Origin of the sequence: Pseudoxanthomonas helianthi, from assembly GCF_017939625.1 — a bacterium.
GTDB classification, from domain to species: Bacteria; Pseudomonadota; Gammaproteobacteria; order Xanthomonadales; family Xanthomonadaceae; genus Pseudoxanthomonas_A; species Pseudoxanthomonas_A helianthi.
Genome location: NZ_JAGKTC010000001.1, coordinates 468,871 through 483,125 on the forward strand (window position 1 = coordinate 468,871; position 14,255 = coordinate 483,125).

The window sequence follows — 14,255 nt, forward strand, 5'->3', positions numbered from 1 at the left end:
CGACCATTTCCGAGCGTCGTTTTTCACGCGGCCTTGATCCGCCCGCGACCTAGCCTGCGCCGTCCACCGGAGATGGGAGATCGTCATGCGTCGGATCCTGGTTCGCGTCATGTTCCCCTGCCTGCTGCTTGCACTGGCCTCCGCCACCTCCGCCCAGCAGCTGAGGATCGAATCGAAAGGCCAGGCCGCCGAGGGCGCCGAACAGGACGCCAAGCTGGCGGTGGCACTTTCGGAGACGCTAGGGCTGCCCAAGAACGGCAAGGCCCAGGTCGTGCTGTTCCGTACCCCGAAATCGCCCGGCGATGACATCAGCCTCAGTGGCGATGGCAAGCCGCTGGGCGAACTGCCAGCCGGCCATTACCTGCCGGTTTCCAGTACCGCGGGCACGCACGTTTTCGGCACCGACACCACGGCGCTGACTTTGAACGTGGACGCTGGCAAGACCTACTTCGTGCAGGTCGCCCGCGACCGCACCGGGCGCCCCCATCTGTTGCGCTCCACCGCAACCAGCTTCCAGCGCGTCGTGAAATGACCCTCACCGCCGCGCGGAAGCGCGCGGCGACGGCGCTTCCCGGGAACATGCCGCACTGCGGCAGGAGCGCGGGCGGAAGCACGCCATAATCGGCCCGCTTTGCCTGTAATCCATCCAATCTGGGAGGGGTCATGCTGGAGATGCACGGTTTGACGCTCGCGCTGGTCTGCGCGGCGGTGGCGATCCTTTACGGGATCATTTCGGCGCGCTGGATCCTGAAACAGCCCGCCGGCAACGAACGCATGCAACAGATCGCCGCTGCGGTGCAGGAAGGCGCACGCGCCTACCTCAACCGCCAGTACACCACCATCGCCATCGCCGGCGTGGTGCTGTTCGTATTGATCGGATTGTTCCTCAGCTGGCCCAGCGCCATCGGTTTCCTGATCGGCGCGGTGCTTTCCGGTGCGGCCGGCTACATCGGCATGAACGTGTCGGTCCGCGCCAACGTGCGTACCGCCGAAGCCGCGCGCCACGGCATGGGCCCGGCGATGGACGTCGCGTTCCGCGGCGGCGCGATCACCGGCATGCTGGTGGTCGGCCTGGGCCTGCTGGGCGTGGCCGGCTACTGGTGGCTGCTGCCGAAGTTCGGCATCGAAGGCGAACACGCGCTGCATGCGCTGGTCGGCCTGGCCTTCGGCAGCTCGCTGATCTCGATCTTCGCGCGCCTGGGCGGCGGCATCTTCACCAAGGGCGCCGACGTCGGTGCCGACCTGGTGGGCAAGGTCGAGGCCGGCATCCCCGAGGACGACCCGCGCAACCCGGCGGTGATCGCCGACAACGTCGGCGACAACGTCGGCGACTGCGCCGGCATGGCCGCCGACCTGTTCGAAACCTACGCCGTCACCGTCATCGCGACGATGCTGCTGGGCGGACTGATGGGCGCCGAAGCCGGGCACAACGCGGTGCTGTACCCGCTGGTGCTGGGCGGCGTGTCGATCATCGCCTCGATCATCGGCGCGTTCTTCGTCAAGGTGAAGGCCGGCGGCTCGATCATGGGCGCGTTGTACAAGGGCGTGATCGTGTCGGGCGTGATCGCCGCCATCGCCTTCTACTTCGTGACCCGGGACATGATGGGCGACAGCGGCTACGGTGCGATGAACCTGTTCTGGTGCGCACTGATCGGCCTGGCCCTGACGGGCGTGATCGTGTGGATCACCGAGTACTACACCGGCACCCAGTACGGCCCGGTCAAACACGTCGCCGCCGCGTCCACCACCGGCCACGGCACCAACATCATCGCGGGCCTCGGCGTGTCGATGAAATCGACGGCGATGCCGGTGATCGCGGTGTGCCTGGCGATCTGGGGCGCGTATTCGCTGGCCGAGCTGTACGGCATCGCCATCGCCGCGACCGCGATGCTGTCGATGGCCGGCATGATCGTCGCGCTGGACGCCTACGGCCCGATCACCGACAACGCCGGCGGCATCGCCGAGATGGCCGAGCTGCCTTCCGAAGTGCGCGACGTCACCGACCCGCTGGACGCGGTGGGCAACACCACCAAGGCGGTGACCAAGGGCTACGCCATCGGTTCTGCCGCGCTGGCCGCGCTGGTGCTGTTCGCGGACTACACGCACAACCTGGGCACCACGCATCCGGGCGTCGAGTTCAAGTTCGACCTGTCCGACCACATGGTGATCATCGGCCTGCTGATCGGCGGCCTGATCCCCTACCTGTTCGGCGCGATGGCGATGGAAGCGGTCGGCCGTGCCGCCGGCAGCGTGGTCGAGGAAGTGCGCCGCCAGTTCCGCGAGATCAAGGGCATCATGACCGGCGAAGGCAAGCCGCAATACGACAAGGCGGTGGACCTGCTGACCCGATCGGCGATCAAGGAAATGATCGTGCCCTCGCTGTTGCCGGTGGCGGTACCGATCATCGTCGGCCTGCTGCTGGGTCCGAAGGCGCTGGGCGGCTTGCTGATCGGCACGATCGTCACCGGCCTGTTCGTCGCGATTTCGATGACCACCGGCGGCGGCGCGTGGGACAACGCCAAGAAGTACATCGAGGACGGCCACCACGGCGGCAAGGGCAGCGAAGCGCACAAGGCCGCGGTCACCGGCGACACGGTCGGCGACCCGTACAAGGACACCGCCGGCCCGGCGATCAACCCGCTGATCAAGATCATCAACATCGTCGCCCTGCTGCTGGTGCCGCTGTTGCCGGTCGATGGCTGGCTGGGCTCGAAGACGGAAACCGCCACGCCAGCCGCAGCCGAGGCGCCGGCCGCGGTGACCACCAGCGATGCCCGACACGCATCGCCGGTCGCCGGCCGCGTCGAACTGCCCGCCGCGAAGGACGCCAGTCCCGCCGGGCGGACCGATACCGGCATGCCCTGACCCGCAGGGGCTTCAGGCGAAAAGGGCGGCTTGGCCGCCCTTTTCGTCGTCAAAGCAAAATCCCCCGTGGCCCCTTTGCAAAGGGGGCGAAGCAACGGCGTAGTGATCCAAACCCCCGCTCCTGGGGAGGGCGAGGTTTTCTTCCCCCTTTGCAAAAGGGGATTGAGGGGGATTCGCTCTTGACCCCAAGCAGCGCGGCAAATCCCCGCCTGCTGCAACGCAACAAGCGAACGCGTAGAATGCCGGCCCTGTCCACCACCCCGCTCGGAGCATTACCCCATGGGCCTCGACCACGTCGCCACCGGCAAGAACCCGCCGGACGAGATCAACGTCATCATCGAAATCCCCAAGGATTCCGAGCCGGTCAAGTACGAAGTCGACAAGGAAAGCGGCGCGATCTTCGTCGACCGCATCCTGTCCACGCCGATGCGCTACCCGTGCAACTACGGCTACGTGCCCAAGACCCTCGGCGGCGACGGCGATCCGCTCGATGTGCTAGTGGTGCTGCCGCTGCCGCTGATTCCCGGTTCGGTGATCCGTTGCCGCCCGGTCGGCGTGCTGAAGATGACCGACGAGGCCGGCAGCGACGAGAAGTTGCTCGCCGTGCCCGCCAACAAGATCTTCAACGGCTATTCGCACATCGAGGACATCGGCCAGGTGTCGCCGCACTGGCTGGAGCGCATCGGCCACTTCTTCGAGCACTACAAGGACCTGGAGAAGGGCAAGTGGGTCAAGGTCGATCGCTGGGGCGACGCGGCCGAAGCCAAGCAGATCATTGCCGAAGGCATCGCGAGCTACCAGCCCAAGGGCTGATCCGGATCTTCTGCCTTCAACGCAAAACGCCGCTGCGATCCAGCGGCGTTTTCGTTTTCGGCGCTTCGCGACTCAGGCGTTGCCGCTGGTCCCGCCCCGGGAACGCAACAGGCCCGCCAGGCGCGCCACCACCACGGCCAGGTACATCACGCCGTTCCACTGTTCGACCACCAGCAGCATCCGCGCCTGCGGGCTGCCCGGATAGATGTCCGACAGGCCGGTCGCGGAAAAATTGGTTGCACTGAGGAACAGCAGTTCCACCCAGCTCAGGGACTCGAGCTGCGTACCGGGAATGACGAATGCGCCCGGCTGCAACAGCTGCATGCCGGCGAATACCCAGGCATAGGCCTCGGCGAACAGCATGAAGGTCGCGCCGGCCGCCCACATCTCGTCGATGGTGGTGCGCTCGTCCTGCATCATGTAGGCGATCAGCGCGGCGGCCGAGTAGAAGAACGCCGCCGCATAACCGGCCGCACCGACCACGCCGAGCGCATGGACACCGGTCAGCCGATGCGCGCTCCACGCGATGATGCCGCTGGCCGCCAGCAGCGCGGCGATCCAGGCCGCGCGCGGCGACTTGCGCACCATCCATATCGCCGCCCACAACACGCCGACGCTGATCGCGGTCAGCGCCAGCTGCCCGCCGGCGTCGTCGAACCACGGATACAGCAGCACCGCGGCCAATTGCACCAGCAGCAAGGTCCGCGATGGCGCGCGGCGCAGGCGAAGGAGCAGGTTCATGCGCCTACTCTACCGCGCTATTCCGCGCGGTAGACCTGGGCGCCCTGCTCGCGGAATTCCTTCGACTTCTCGGCCATGCCCCGTCCGATGACATCGTCATCGGACAAATCATGCTCGGCCGCGTAATCGCGCACGTCCTGGGTGATCTTCATGCTGCAGAAGTGCGGGCCGCACATGCTGCAGAAGTGGGCCAGCTTGTGCGCGTCCTTGGGCAGGGTTTCGTCGTGGAATTCCTTGGCCTTCTCCGGATCGAGGCCCAGGTGGAACTGGTCTTCCCAACGGAACTCGAAGCGCGCCTTGGACAGCGCGTTGTCGCGCACCTGCGCGCCGGGGTGGCCCTTGGCCAGATCCGCCGCATGCGCGGCGATCTTGTACGCCATGATGCCGTCGCGCACGTCCTCGCGGTTGGGCAGGCCGAGATGCTCCTTCGGCGTCACGTAGCAGAGCATCGCCGTGCCGTACCAGCCGATCATCGCCGCGCCGATCGCGGACGTGATGTGGTCGTAGCCCGGGGCGATGTCGGTGGTCAGCGGGCCGAGCGTGTAGAACGGCGCCTCGCCGCACTCGGCAAGTTGCTTGTCCATGTTCTCCTTGATCAACTGCATCGGCACGTGGCCGGGGCCTTCGATCATGGTCTGCACGTCGTGCTTCCACGCGATCTTGGTGAGTTCGCCCAAGGTTTCGAGCTCTCCGAACTGCGCAGCGTCGTTGGCGTCGGCGATGCAGCCGGGACGCAGGCCGTCGCCGAGCGAGAAGGCCACGTCGTAGGCCTTCATGATTTCGCAGATGTCCTCGAAGTGGGTGTAGAGGAAATTTTCCTTGTGGTGCGCCAGGCACCACTTGGCCAGGATCGAACCGCCGCGCGAAACGATGCCGGTGACGCGCTTGGCGGTCAGCGGCACGTAGCGCAGCAGCACGCCGGCGTGGATGGTGAAGTAGTCGACGCCCTGCTCGGCCTGTTCGATCAGCGTGTCGCGGAAGATCTCCCAGGTCAGTTCCTCGGCGCGGCCGTCGACCTTTTCCAACGCCTGGTAGATCGGCACCGTGCCGATCGGTACCGGCGAGTTGCGGATGATCCACTCGCGGGTTTCATGGATGTGCTTGCCGGTGGACAGGTCCATCACCGTGTCGCCGCCCCAGCGGATCGCCCAGACCAGCTTCTCGACTTCTTCGGCGATGCCGGACGACACCGCGCTGTTGCCGATATTGGCGTTGATCTTGGTCAGGAAATTGCGCCCGATGATCATCGGCTCGCTTTCCGGATGGTTGATGTTGTTCGGCAGGATCGCGCGCCCGCGGGCGATCTCGTCGCGGACGAATTCCGGGGTGATGATCTTCTGGATCGATGCGCCGAACGATTCGCCCGGGTGTTGCGCCAGCAACGCGGCGTCGCGCACCGCTTCGAGGCGCTGGTTCTCGCGGATCGCGACGAATTCCATCTCCGGGGTGACGATGCCGCGCTTCGCGTAATGCATCTGCGAGACATTGGCGCCGGCCTTGGCCCGGCGCGGCAGCGTGCGACCCGGGAAACGCACGGCATCGAGCTTCGGATTGGTTTCGCGGCCGCGACCGAATTCGGAGCTCAAGGCGGTCAGCAGTTCGGTATCGCCCCGTTCCTCGATCCACTGCGCGCGCAGCGCCGGCAAACCGCGCGACAGGTCGATGTGCGCATCGGGATCGGTGTACGGGCCTGAGCAGTCGTAGACGGTGACCGGCGGATTGTCCTCGCCGCCGAACAGCGTCGGCGTCCTGGTCAACGCGATTTCGCGCATCGGCACGCGCAGGTCGGCACGCGAACCTTCGATGTGGATCTTGCGCGAACCGGGAATCGGCCGGGTCACGGATTCGGAAAGTTGCTCGGTCTGTTGCAGCAGGGAGGAAGGTACGGCGTTCATGCGGTTCGTCCTGGTCGGGCGCGCGAGGAATTCGCGGCGCGGACGAAGCGGCGGCACGGAACGGCGGTTCGTTCCGCGAAGCTTCCCTACGCCGGTCTCAACCGGATCAGGTTCGAAGGGTCTGTCTCAATCCCCGGCCAGGCCGGCGATACCCCCGCTTCGACCGTTATTAGACCACAGACCCCACCGGGGCCGGCCTTCACCGTGCGGGCAAGGCCAGTCGCCCGCAGTCGTCCGGACGAGCGGATTTCGCAGCATCAACCTCGGCGCGAGTCTGCGCCAATTGCGCACGCCACGAGCCTGCCTCGCCGGCCACCGCATCCAGCGCCCGTAGCGCCTGCGCGCGGCAACCCAGCTCGCCCATCGCCGAGGCGTAATTGTTGGACAGCACCGGGTCGCCTGGCGCATGCGCCAAGCCATCGCGAAACAGGCGTGCCGCCGCGCGCTTGTCGCCGCTCGCATAGGCCTGGTTGCCCAGCGCCAGATACACGCGCGGCTCCCCGGGCCAGCGACGCCGGGCCGATTCGTAAGCGGGCCTGGCCGCCGCCGCTCCGGCCACCGCTTCGAAATCGGCCACCGCCTTGAGATAACCGGCGGGATCGTCGCTGGCCGGCAGTTCGCCCGGCTTCAGCGCCAGCATCGCCCAGCGCCCGCCCCAGTCCCAGGTGCGCATGAATTTCGGCGCGGCCACGTCCAGCGCGCGCTTCTCGCCGCTGTTCAACAGCACGCGATTGCGATGCGCATCGGCACCGACCACGACCGCGTAATGCCATTTCGGCACGGTGCGGGTCAGCAGGTTCTGCAGTATCAGGACGGGGTGACCGGCCTGCAATTCCGCGAACAACGCCTCGGGCGTTTTCGCCACGGGATAGGGAATGCGCCCGGCGCGGCGAGTGGCGCCGAGCAGTTCGACCTGCAGGCTGCCGTGGCGACCGGGCAGGTAGACCTGCGGCGCCAGGCCTTCCGGCGTGGCCGGAACGCCGCTGGCGCCCAGCACGCCAGCCAGCGCGGCGGGACCGCACTGGTATTCGGTCTGCGAATGGAAAGGCACCCGCTGCGACAGGTCCACGCCGGCGGCAGGAATGCTGCCCTGCAATTGCAGCGGCGGATTGATCGCACAGCCGGCGCACGCCAGCACGAGCCCGGCGAGCAGCGCCCGGCCCAGCCGCCGACGTGCGGTCACACGCGATTGAAGATGTTGGTGACGCCGACCAGTTCCAGGATCAGCAGCACGACGAAGACGATGCCGATCACTGCCAGCACGCCGCCGCCGGCCGGCATGCGGTCGACCTGGCCTTGCAACTGCAGCAGTTCGGCGTCGCTGAGCGAAGCGATGCGCGCGTCGGCGTCGACCGGGTTCACGCCGTAATGCTGCATCGCCTGGCGCACGTCGTCGCGTGCGAGCGCGGTGCGCACCTGTTGCTCGGTGCTGGCGCGCGCTTCGGCGGAAAGGGCTTGCTGGGTGGTGATGACGCCGGCATACGCGTTGGCGCAAGTGCCGGAAACCAGGGTGACCGCGACAAGGGCGGCGAAGGTCTGCTTCAGCAACATGGTGGACTCCGCGGTGGTCCGGAACGGGACAATCGCGACTATAACGGCGGAGCGAACGACTGGTTCGGGGCACGTACCGGAGCCCCGCCCAAGGTTCAGCAATGTCACGCGACCTTCACGCCATCTCTCGGAAAGGCGTCAATCCGTGAGCGACAGGCCATCCGGTATCGCCGGCGGCACGAAGGCCGTTGCATCGCCGAACTCCGGCCAGCCGGCGCGCAGCGCGGCCATTACCCGCGGGTCGTGCCGATGCGCGTCGAGCAGCCATCCGCCGACCCCGGCGCAATCGACGGCTTGCGTCCTGCACAGGAGCGGACCGGATGGAATCGGTGCCGAACGCCACAGCTCGCGCGCCCCGGCCGGCGTTTGCGCATCGAATACGTCCGCCGCGAGAGCGGCTACATCGGCGCGTCCGCTCGCCAGGGCTTCCAGCGCAGCGGCATGCGAACCGGCGTAGGCCAGCGTGGCGAATCCCGTGGCGGGATCCAGGCCGAGCTGCTTCAGGCGCGCAACAGGCACGAAACCACCGGAAGCGGAATCGGGGCCGACCAGGGCCAGCCGCAACTTCGCGGCCTCGCGCTTCAATGCAGGGAGTGAATCGATGCCCGCTCGCGCGACGATCACGGCGCGGTAGCGATCGGCCTGCGCCGGCGGGACGTCGGGCACCGGCAACGCGACGATGCGTTCGCGCCACCGTCGGGATTGCAGGTAGCCGTGCAGGTTGGGCACGGCGATATCCACTTCGCCCCGCCCCATCGCTTCGACCAGCGCCGTCGGCGAAGGCAGCACTTTCGTTTCCACCGTCCGCCCGCTGCGCTCGGCCAGGTAATCAGCCAACGGGCGGATGGCGGCGGCGCGGTCGCGCTGCGGGTAGGCGTAGGTGGCAACGACGAGCGGAGCCGCGTCGCTGGCCTGCGCCGGAAGCGACATCGACAACACGCATGCGCACCACGCCGCGGCGCACAGGCGCCACGGGAATCGGGAAAACAAGGTTCAGACTCCTTCCAGCAGCGATCGGTCGCGCACCGCACCCTTGTCGGCGCTGGTGGCGAGCAGAGCATAAGCCTTAAGCGCGGTGCTGACCTTGCGCGCCCGCGGCTGGGCGGGCTTCCAGCCTTGCGCGTCCTGCGCGGCGCGGCGTGCGACGAGTTCTTCGCCGGCGACGAGCAGTTCGATGGAACGCTGCGGAATATCGATACGGATGCGGTCGCCGTCGCGGACCAGGCCGATGGCGCCGCCGGCCGCCGCCTCCGGCGAGACGTGGCCGATCGACAGGCCCGAAGTGCCGCCGGAAAAACGCCCGTCGGTCAGCAACGCGCACTGCTTGCCCAGGCCCTTCGACTTCAGATACGAAGTCGGGTACAGCATTTCCTGCATGCCTGGCCCGCCCTTGGGGCCTTCGTAGCGGATCACCACCACGTCGCCCGGCTTCACTTCGTCGCCGAGGATGCCCTGCACCGCCGCGTCCTGGCTTTCGTAGACGCGCGCCGTGCCTTCGAACACGTGGATCGACTCGTCGACGCCGGCGGTCTTCACCACGCAACCGTCGGGCGCGATGTTGCCGTGGAGCACGGCCAGGCCGCCTTCACTCGAATACGCATGCGCGACGTCGCGGATGCAGCCTTCGGCGCGGTCGATGTCCAGCGACGGCCAGCGCGTGGCCTGGCTGAAGGCGACCTGGGTGGGGATGCCTGCGGGACCGGCCTTGTAGAACTCGGCGATGGCGGCATCGTCGTTGGTCGCCACGTCCCACTTGCCGAGCGCGTCGCCCAGCGTCTTCGCGTGCACGGTGGAAACATCCGTGTGCAGCAGGCCGCCGCGCGCCAGTTCGGCGAGGATCGCCATGATGCCGCCGGCGCGGTGCACGTCCTCGATGTGGTACTTCTGCGTGTTCGGCGCGACCTTGCACAGCTGTGGCACGCGTTTCGACAGCCGGTCGATGTCGCGCATCGCGAACGGCACCTCGGCCTCCTGCGCGGCGGCGAGCAGGTGCAGGATGGTGTTGGTCGAACCGCCCATCGCGATGTCCAGGGTCATCGCGTTTTCGAAAGCTTCGAACGTGGCGATGCCGCGCGGCAACGCCGTCGCGTCTTCCGCGCCGTACCAGCGATGGCACAGCTCGACCACGGTGCGTCCGGCGCGCAGGAACAGCTGCTCGCGGTCGGCATGGGTCGCGACGACGGTGCCGTTGCCCGGCAACGACAGGCCCAGCGCTTCGGTCAGGCAGTTCATCGAGTTGGCGGTGAACATGCCGCTGCACGAACCGCAGGTCGGGCAGGCGCTGCGTTCGACCGCGGCGACCTGCTCGTCGCTGGCGTTCGGGTCGGCCGCCATCACCATCGCATCGATCAGGTCGAGCTTGTGTTCGGCCAGCCGGGTCTTGCCCGCTTCCATCGGCCCGCCGGACACGAACACCGTCGGGATGTTCAGGCGCAGCGCGGCCATCAGCATGCCGGGAGTGATCTTGTCGCAGTTGGAAATGCACACCAGCGCGTCGGCGCAATGCGCATTGACCATGTATTCGACCGAGTCGGCGATGATCTCGCGGCTGGGCAGCGAGTACAGCATGCCGTCGTGGCCCATGGCGATGCCGTCGTCGACCGCGATGGTGTCGAACTCGCGGGCCACGCCGCCGACGCGCTCGACTTCGCGCGCGACCAGTTGGCCGAGGTCCTTCAGGTGCACGTGTCCCGGCACGAACTGGGTGAACGAATTGGCGATGGCGATGATCGGCTTGCCGAAATCGCCATCCTTCAGGCCGGTGGCGCGCCACAGCGCGCGGGCGCCGGCCATGTTGCGGCCGTGGGTGGAGGTCTTGGAACGGTATTCGGGCATGGGGAGCAGCGTCCGGCGAATTACGGAACCGAATTCGCGCCGGCAAATGTGATGAGGCCGACGAGGATATTCGCACTTCGCGAAAGCTGCATCGGTTGCGTATGCAAGCGATGCGGGCGCAACACGGTGGGAACGATTCCGGTCGCGAATGCTTTTGAAAGAATCGCAAAGCGCATTCGCGACCGCGGTCGCTCCCACAAAAGCAGTTTCCGCTGTGCAATCCACGGTTGCAGCTGCAACCAAATCCATGCTTGACAAGCGCTTTTTTGCCGTGGTTTCCTAGCACGATGCTGCAACGCCACACGCCCGCGACGAAGACCCAGACCGACCGCCTGCCGGCGTCGCTCCTCGTACTCGTCCTTATTACCTCGCCCACAGGTGCGGGACGGGCCGGCGTGTAAGCAACAGACCACGCCAGATTCGCGAACCCCGCACCGAAAGTGCGGGGTTTTTTGTTTCTACCGCTTTGTTTTCAAACGAAACCAATCCCAAACCCAACCGGAACCATCGCCATGACCAGCAACCTTCCCCAGCCCAAGATCGCCGTCGTCGGCTACGGCAGCCAGGGCCGCGCCCATGCCCTGAACCTTCGCGAATCGGGTTTCGACGTGGTCGTCGGCCTGCGCGCCGGCGGTCCCACCGAGTCCAAGGCCAAGGCCGACGGCTTCGTGGTGAAGTCGCCCGCCGACGCGGTGAAGGACGCCGACCTGGTCGCGGTGCTGACCCCCGACATGGTGCAGAAGAAGCTGTACAACGAAGTGCTGGCGCCGAACATGAAGCAGGGCGCGGTGCTGCTGTTCGCGCACGGCCTGAACGTGCACTTCGGCATGATCGAGCCGCGCGCCGACCTGGACGTGGTGCTGGTCGCGCCGAAGGGCCCGGGCGCGCTGGTCCGCCGCGAATACGAAATCGGTCGCGGCGTGCCGTGCATCTACGCGGTGTACCAGGACAAGTCTGGCAAGGCCGAGCAGTACGCGCTGGCCTACGCCGCCGGCCTGGGCGGCGCGCGCGCCAACATCATCAAGACCACGTTCAAGGAAGAGACCGAAACCGACCTGTTCGGCGAGCAGGCCGTGCTGTGCGGCGGCGCTTCCTCGCTGGTCCAGGCCGGCTTCGAAACCCTGGTCGAGGCCGGTTACCAGCCGGAAATCGCCTACTACGAAGTGCTGCACGAACTGAAGCTGATCGTCGACCTGTTCTACGAAGGCGGCATCACCCGCATGCTGGAATTCATCTCCGAGACCGCGCAGTACGGCGATTTCGTCAGCGGTCCGCGCGTGATCGACGCTTCGGTCAAGGCGCGGATGAAGGACGTACTGACCGACATCCAGAACGGCACCTTCACCAAGAACTGGGTCGCCGAATACGAAGCCGGCCTGCCGAACTACAAGAAGTGGCAGCAGGCCGACAAGGACCATGCGATCGAGAAGGTCGGCCAGCAGCTGCGCGCGAAGATGGTCTGGCTGCAGGCCAACGCTTCGCAACCCGATACGGACGAGCAGGCCGCCGCATGAACGCAACCGCCGCCACTGCCCCACGCAATGGCGCCCGCTGGATCGCCCACGCCCTGGAAACAGAGGGCGTGGACACGCTGTTCGGCTATCCCGGCGGCACCATCATGCCGTTCTACGACGCGCTGGTGGATTCGAACCTGAAACACATCCTGGTGCGCCACGAACAAGGCGCGGCGCTGGCGGCCAACGGCTACGCACGCGCCTCCGGCAAGGTCGGCGTGTGCGTCGCCACCTCCGGTCCGGGCGCGTCGAACCTGGTCACCGGCATCGCCGACGCGATGCTCGACTCGGTGCCGATGGTCTGCCTGACCGGCCAGGTGCCGACCGCACTGATGGGCACCGACGCGTTCCAGGAACTGGACGTGTTCGGCCTGACCCTGCCCATCGTCAAGCACAGCTTCCTGGTGCGGAAAGTCGACGACCTGCCGCGCGTGCTGCGCGAAGCCTTCCGCATCGCCCGCGAAGGCCGCCCCGGCCCGGTGCTGGTCGACCTGCCGAAGGACGTGCAGATCGCCGACGCTTCGCACCTGCCGGATCACGTGCCGGCCGAAGTCGATGCGGTGCCCGCACCCGAGGCGGCGAAACTGGCCGACGCGCTGGCGGCGATCGCCGGCGCCGAAAAGCCAGTGATCTATGGCGGCGGCGGCATCGCCCTGGCCGACGCAGTGGACGAGTTCCAGCAATTCGTCGAAGCGTCGAAGATCCCCACCGTGCTGACCCTGCGCGGCCTGGGCGCCCTGCCCGGCAACCATCCGCAGTTCCTGGGCATGCTGGGCATGCACGGCACCCGCGCGGCCAACATGGCGGTGCAGGAATGCGACCTGTTGGTGGTGGTCGGTGCGCGCTTCGACGACCGCGCCACCGGCAAGCTGGCCGAATTCGCGCCGTTCGCCCGCGTCCTCCACATCGATGCCGACGCCTACGAGATCTCCAAGCTGCGCACCGCCGACATCGCCGTGCCCGGCAACGTCGGCGCCAGCCTGAAGGCGCTGTCCGCCGCGCGCAGCACCTGCGACGACTGGCGTGCGCGCTGCAACGGCAATCGCGAGAAGCACGGCTTCCGCTACGACGCGCCGGGCAGCGACATCTACGCGCCGGCGTTGCTGAAGCGACTGACCGAACTGGCCCCGGCCGACGCCATCGTCTGCAGCGACGTCGGCCAGCACCAGATGTGGGTCGCGCAGCACTGCCAGTTCGGCCATCCGCGCAACCACCTGACCAGCGGCGCGCTGGGCACGATGGGCTTCGGCCTGCCGGCGGCGATGGGCGCGCAGTTCGCCTGCCCCGATCGCACCGTGGTCCTGGTCAACGGCGACGGCGGCTTCATGATGAACGTGCAGGAGCTGGCGACCATCGCCCGCTGCCAGCTGCCGGTGAAGATCGTGCTGCTGGACAACAGCGCGCTGGGCATGGTCCGGCAGTGGCAGGAACTGTTCTTCGCCGAGCGCTACAGCGAGATCGACCTGTCCGACAACCCGGACTTCGCCGCGCTGGCGCAAGTGTTCGGCATCCCCGCCAAGCGCATCGAACGCCGCAACGAAGTCGAGGACGCGCTGGCCGACCTGCTGGCCCAGCCAGGCCCGGCGCTGCTGCACGTGTCCATCGACGTCAAGGCCAACGTGTGGCCGCTGGTGCCGCCGAACCACGCCAACAGCTCGATGCTGGAATCCAATCCCGCGAAACCATCCGCCGAGCCTGCCGTCACGGCCGACGGCCCGGAGAAGAAGAATGCGTTACCGGCTTGAACTCAAGCTCAAACCCGCCGAGGGCGCGTTGCTGCGCGTCCTGGGCATGGTCGAGCGCCGCGGTTTTCCGCCGCATGCGGTGCACGCCACCCACGACGGCGAAGGCTATTGGGCGCTGGCGTTGGTGATCGACAGCACCCGCGCGCCGGAGACCCTGCGCCAGCAACTGCTGAAAATCTACGATGTCGAGGAATTGTCCTTCAGCGCGGTGCAGGAACTGAGCATGGACCGCCGCCACCGGGATCGCGCCGCATGAACGCCACGACCGCCAGCGCGGAAGCCGTGGTCCGGAGGCG

At 67.1% G+C, this 14,255-nt stretch carries 12 protein-coding genes and 1 riboswitch; of the genes, 6 read left to right on the plus strand and 6 right to left on the minus strand.

The window, feature by feature from the left end; genetic code table 11:
• Positions 1–85: 85 nt before the first annotated feature.
• The 3 genes from J5837_RS02275 (at position 86) to ppa (ending at position 3,678) form a co-directional block, all read left to right on the plus strand.
• Entirely contained in the window at positions 86–532 is a 447-nt protein-coding gene (locus J5837_RS02275) for a hypothetical protein (protein ID WP_210535096.1), read from the plus strand.
• 131 nt (positions 533–663) lie between these two features.
• Positions 664–2,865 (plus strand): sodium-translocating pyrophosphatase, encoded by a 2,202-nt coding sequence (locus J5837_RS02280; RefSeq protein WP_210535097.1) that lies wholly within the window; start codon positions 664–666, stop codon positions 2,863–2,865.
• Positions 2,866–3,144: 279 nt separating this feature from the next.
• Positions 3,145–3,678: an inorganic diphosphatase gene (gene ppa, locus J5837_RS02285; RefSeq protein WP_210535098.1), complete on the plus strand. Its 534-nt coding sequence runs from the start codon at positions 3,145–3,147 to the stop codon at positions 3,676–3,678.
• Between the two features lie 72 nt (positions 3,679–3,750).
• Here ppa and J5837_RS02290 read toward each other — a convergent pair whose 3' ends face one another.
• The 6 genes from J5837_RS02290 to ilvD form a co-directional block, all read right to left on the minus strand.
• Positions 3,751–4,419: a two pore domain potassium channel family protein gene (locus tag J5837_RS02290; protein ID WP_210535099.1), complete on the minus strand. Its 669-nt coding sequence runs from the start codon at positions 4,417–4,419 to the stop codon at positions 3,751–3,753.
• A 17-nt stretch (positions 4,420–4,436) separates the two neighbouring features.
• Positions 4,437–6,314 carry a phosphomethylpyrimidine synthase ThiC gene (thiC, locus tag J5837_RS02295; RefSeq protein ID WP_210535100.1) on the minus strand — a complete coding sequence of 626 codons (1,878 nt, stop codon included), beginning with the start codon at positions 6,312–6,314 and terminating at the stop codon, positions 4,437–4,439.
• 65 nt (positions 6,315–6,379) lie between these two features.
• Positions 6,380–6,480: riboswitch (TPP riboswitch) on the minus strand.
• A 33-nt stretch (positions 6,481–6,513) separates the two neighbouring features.
• Positions 6,514–7,497, minus strand: a complete 984-nt coding sequence (locus J5837_RS02300) for a PA2778 family cysteine peptidase (protein ID WP_210535101.1) — start codon at positions 7,495–7,497, stop codon at positions 6,514–6,516.
• Positions 7,494–7,865 (minus strand): PA2779 family protein, encoded by a 372-nt coding sequence (locus tag J5837_RS02305; protein ID WP_210535102.1) that lies wholly within the window; start codon positions 7,863–7,865, stop codon positions 7,494–7,496. Before J5837_RS02305 ends, J5837_RS02300 begins: the two co-directional genes overlap by 4 nt.
• A 138-nt stretch (positions 7,866–8,003) precedes the next feature.
• A complete protein-coding gene (locus J5837_RS02310; RefSeq protein WP_210535103.1) occupies positions 8,004–8,855 on the minus strand; it encodes a PhnD/SsuA/transferrin family substrate-binding protein in 852 nt (283 codons plus the stop codon).
• A 3-nt stretch (positions 8,856–8,858) separates the two neighbouring features.
• Entirely contained in the window at positions 8,859–10,700 is a 1,842-nt protein-coding gene (ilvD, locus tag J5837_RS02315; RefSeq protein WP_210535104.1) for a dihydroxy-acid dehydratase, read from the minus strand.
• Positions 10,701–11,212: 512 nt separating this feature from the next.
• Here ilvD and ilvC point away from each other — a divergent pair.
• From ilvC to J5837_RS02330, 3 genes are read left to right on the plus strand one after another with little or no spacing between them, the layout of a single operon-like run.
• Entirely contained in the window at positions 11,213–12,214 is a 1,002-nt protein-coding gene (ilvC, locus tag J5837_RS02320; RefSeq protein WP_210535105.1) for a ketol-acid reductoisomerase, read from the plus strand.
• Positions 12,211–13,959 carry an acetolactate synthase 2 catalytic subunit gene (gene ilvG, locus J5837_RS02325; RefSeq protein ID WP_210535106.1) on the plus strand — a complete coding sequence of 583 codons (1,749 nt, stop codon included), beginning with the start codon at positions 12,211–12,213 and terminating at the stop codon, positions 13,957–13,959. Before ilvC ends, ilvG begins: the two co-directional genes overlap by 4 nt.
• Positions 13,943–14,215, plus strand: a complete 273-nt coding sequence (locus J5837_RS02330; protein WP_210535107.1) for an ACT domain-containing protein — start codon at positions 13,943–13,945, stop codon at positions 14,213–14,215. The genes ilvG and J5837_RS02330 overlap by 17 nt, the downstream gene beginning before the upstream one ends.
• The last annotated feature ends 40 nt before the right edge of the window (positions 14,216–14,255 follow it).

What these genes read in the sequence shown, in the direction of transcription:
- J5837_RS02275 (WP_210535096.1), top strand. Translation starts at nt 86, where the DNA reads ATGCGTCGGATCCTGGTTCGCGTCATGTTCCCCTGCCTGCTGCTTGCA.
- J5837_RS02280 (WP_210535097.1), top strand. Translation starts at nt 664, where the DNA reads ATGCTGGAGATGCACGGTTTGACGCTCGCGCTGGTCTGCGCGGCGGTG.
- ppa (WP_210535098.1), top strand. Translation starts at nt 3,145, where the DNA reads ATGGGCCTCGACCACGTCGCCACCGGCAAGAACCCGCCGGACGAGATC.
- J5837_RS02290 (WP_210535099.1), bottom strand. Translation starts at nt 4,419, where the DNA reads ATGAACCTGCTCCTTCGCCTGCGCCGCGCGCCATCGCGGACCTTGCTG.
- thiC (WP_210535100.1), bottom strand. Translation starts at nt 6,314, where the DNA reads ATGAACGCCGTACCTTCCTCCCTGCTGCAACAGACCGAGCAACTTTCC.
- J5837_RS02305 (WP_210535102.1), bottom strand. Translation starts at nt 7,865, where the DNA reads ATGTTGCTGAAGCAGACCTTCGCCGCCCTTGTCGCGGTCACCCTGGTT.
- ilvD (WP_210535104.1), bottom strand. Translation starts at nt 10,700, where the DNA reads ATGCCCGAATACCGTTCCAAGACCTCCACCCACGGCCGCAACATGGCC.
- ilvC (WP_210535105.1), top strand. Translation starts at nt 11,213, where the DNA reads ATGACCAGCAACCTTCCCCAGCCCAAGATCGCCGTCGTCGGCTACGGC.
- ilvG (WP_210535106.1), top strand. Translation starts at nt 12,211, where the DNA reads ATGAACGCAACCGCCGCCACTGCCCCACGCAATGGCGCCCGCTGGATC.
- J5837_RS02330 (WP_210535107.1), top strand. Translation starts at nt 13,943, where the DNA reads ATGCGTTACCGGCTTGAACTCAAGCTCAAACCCGCCGAGGGCGCGTTG.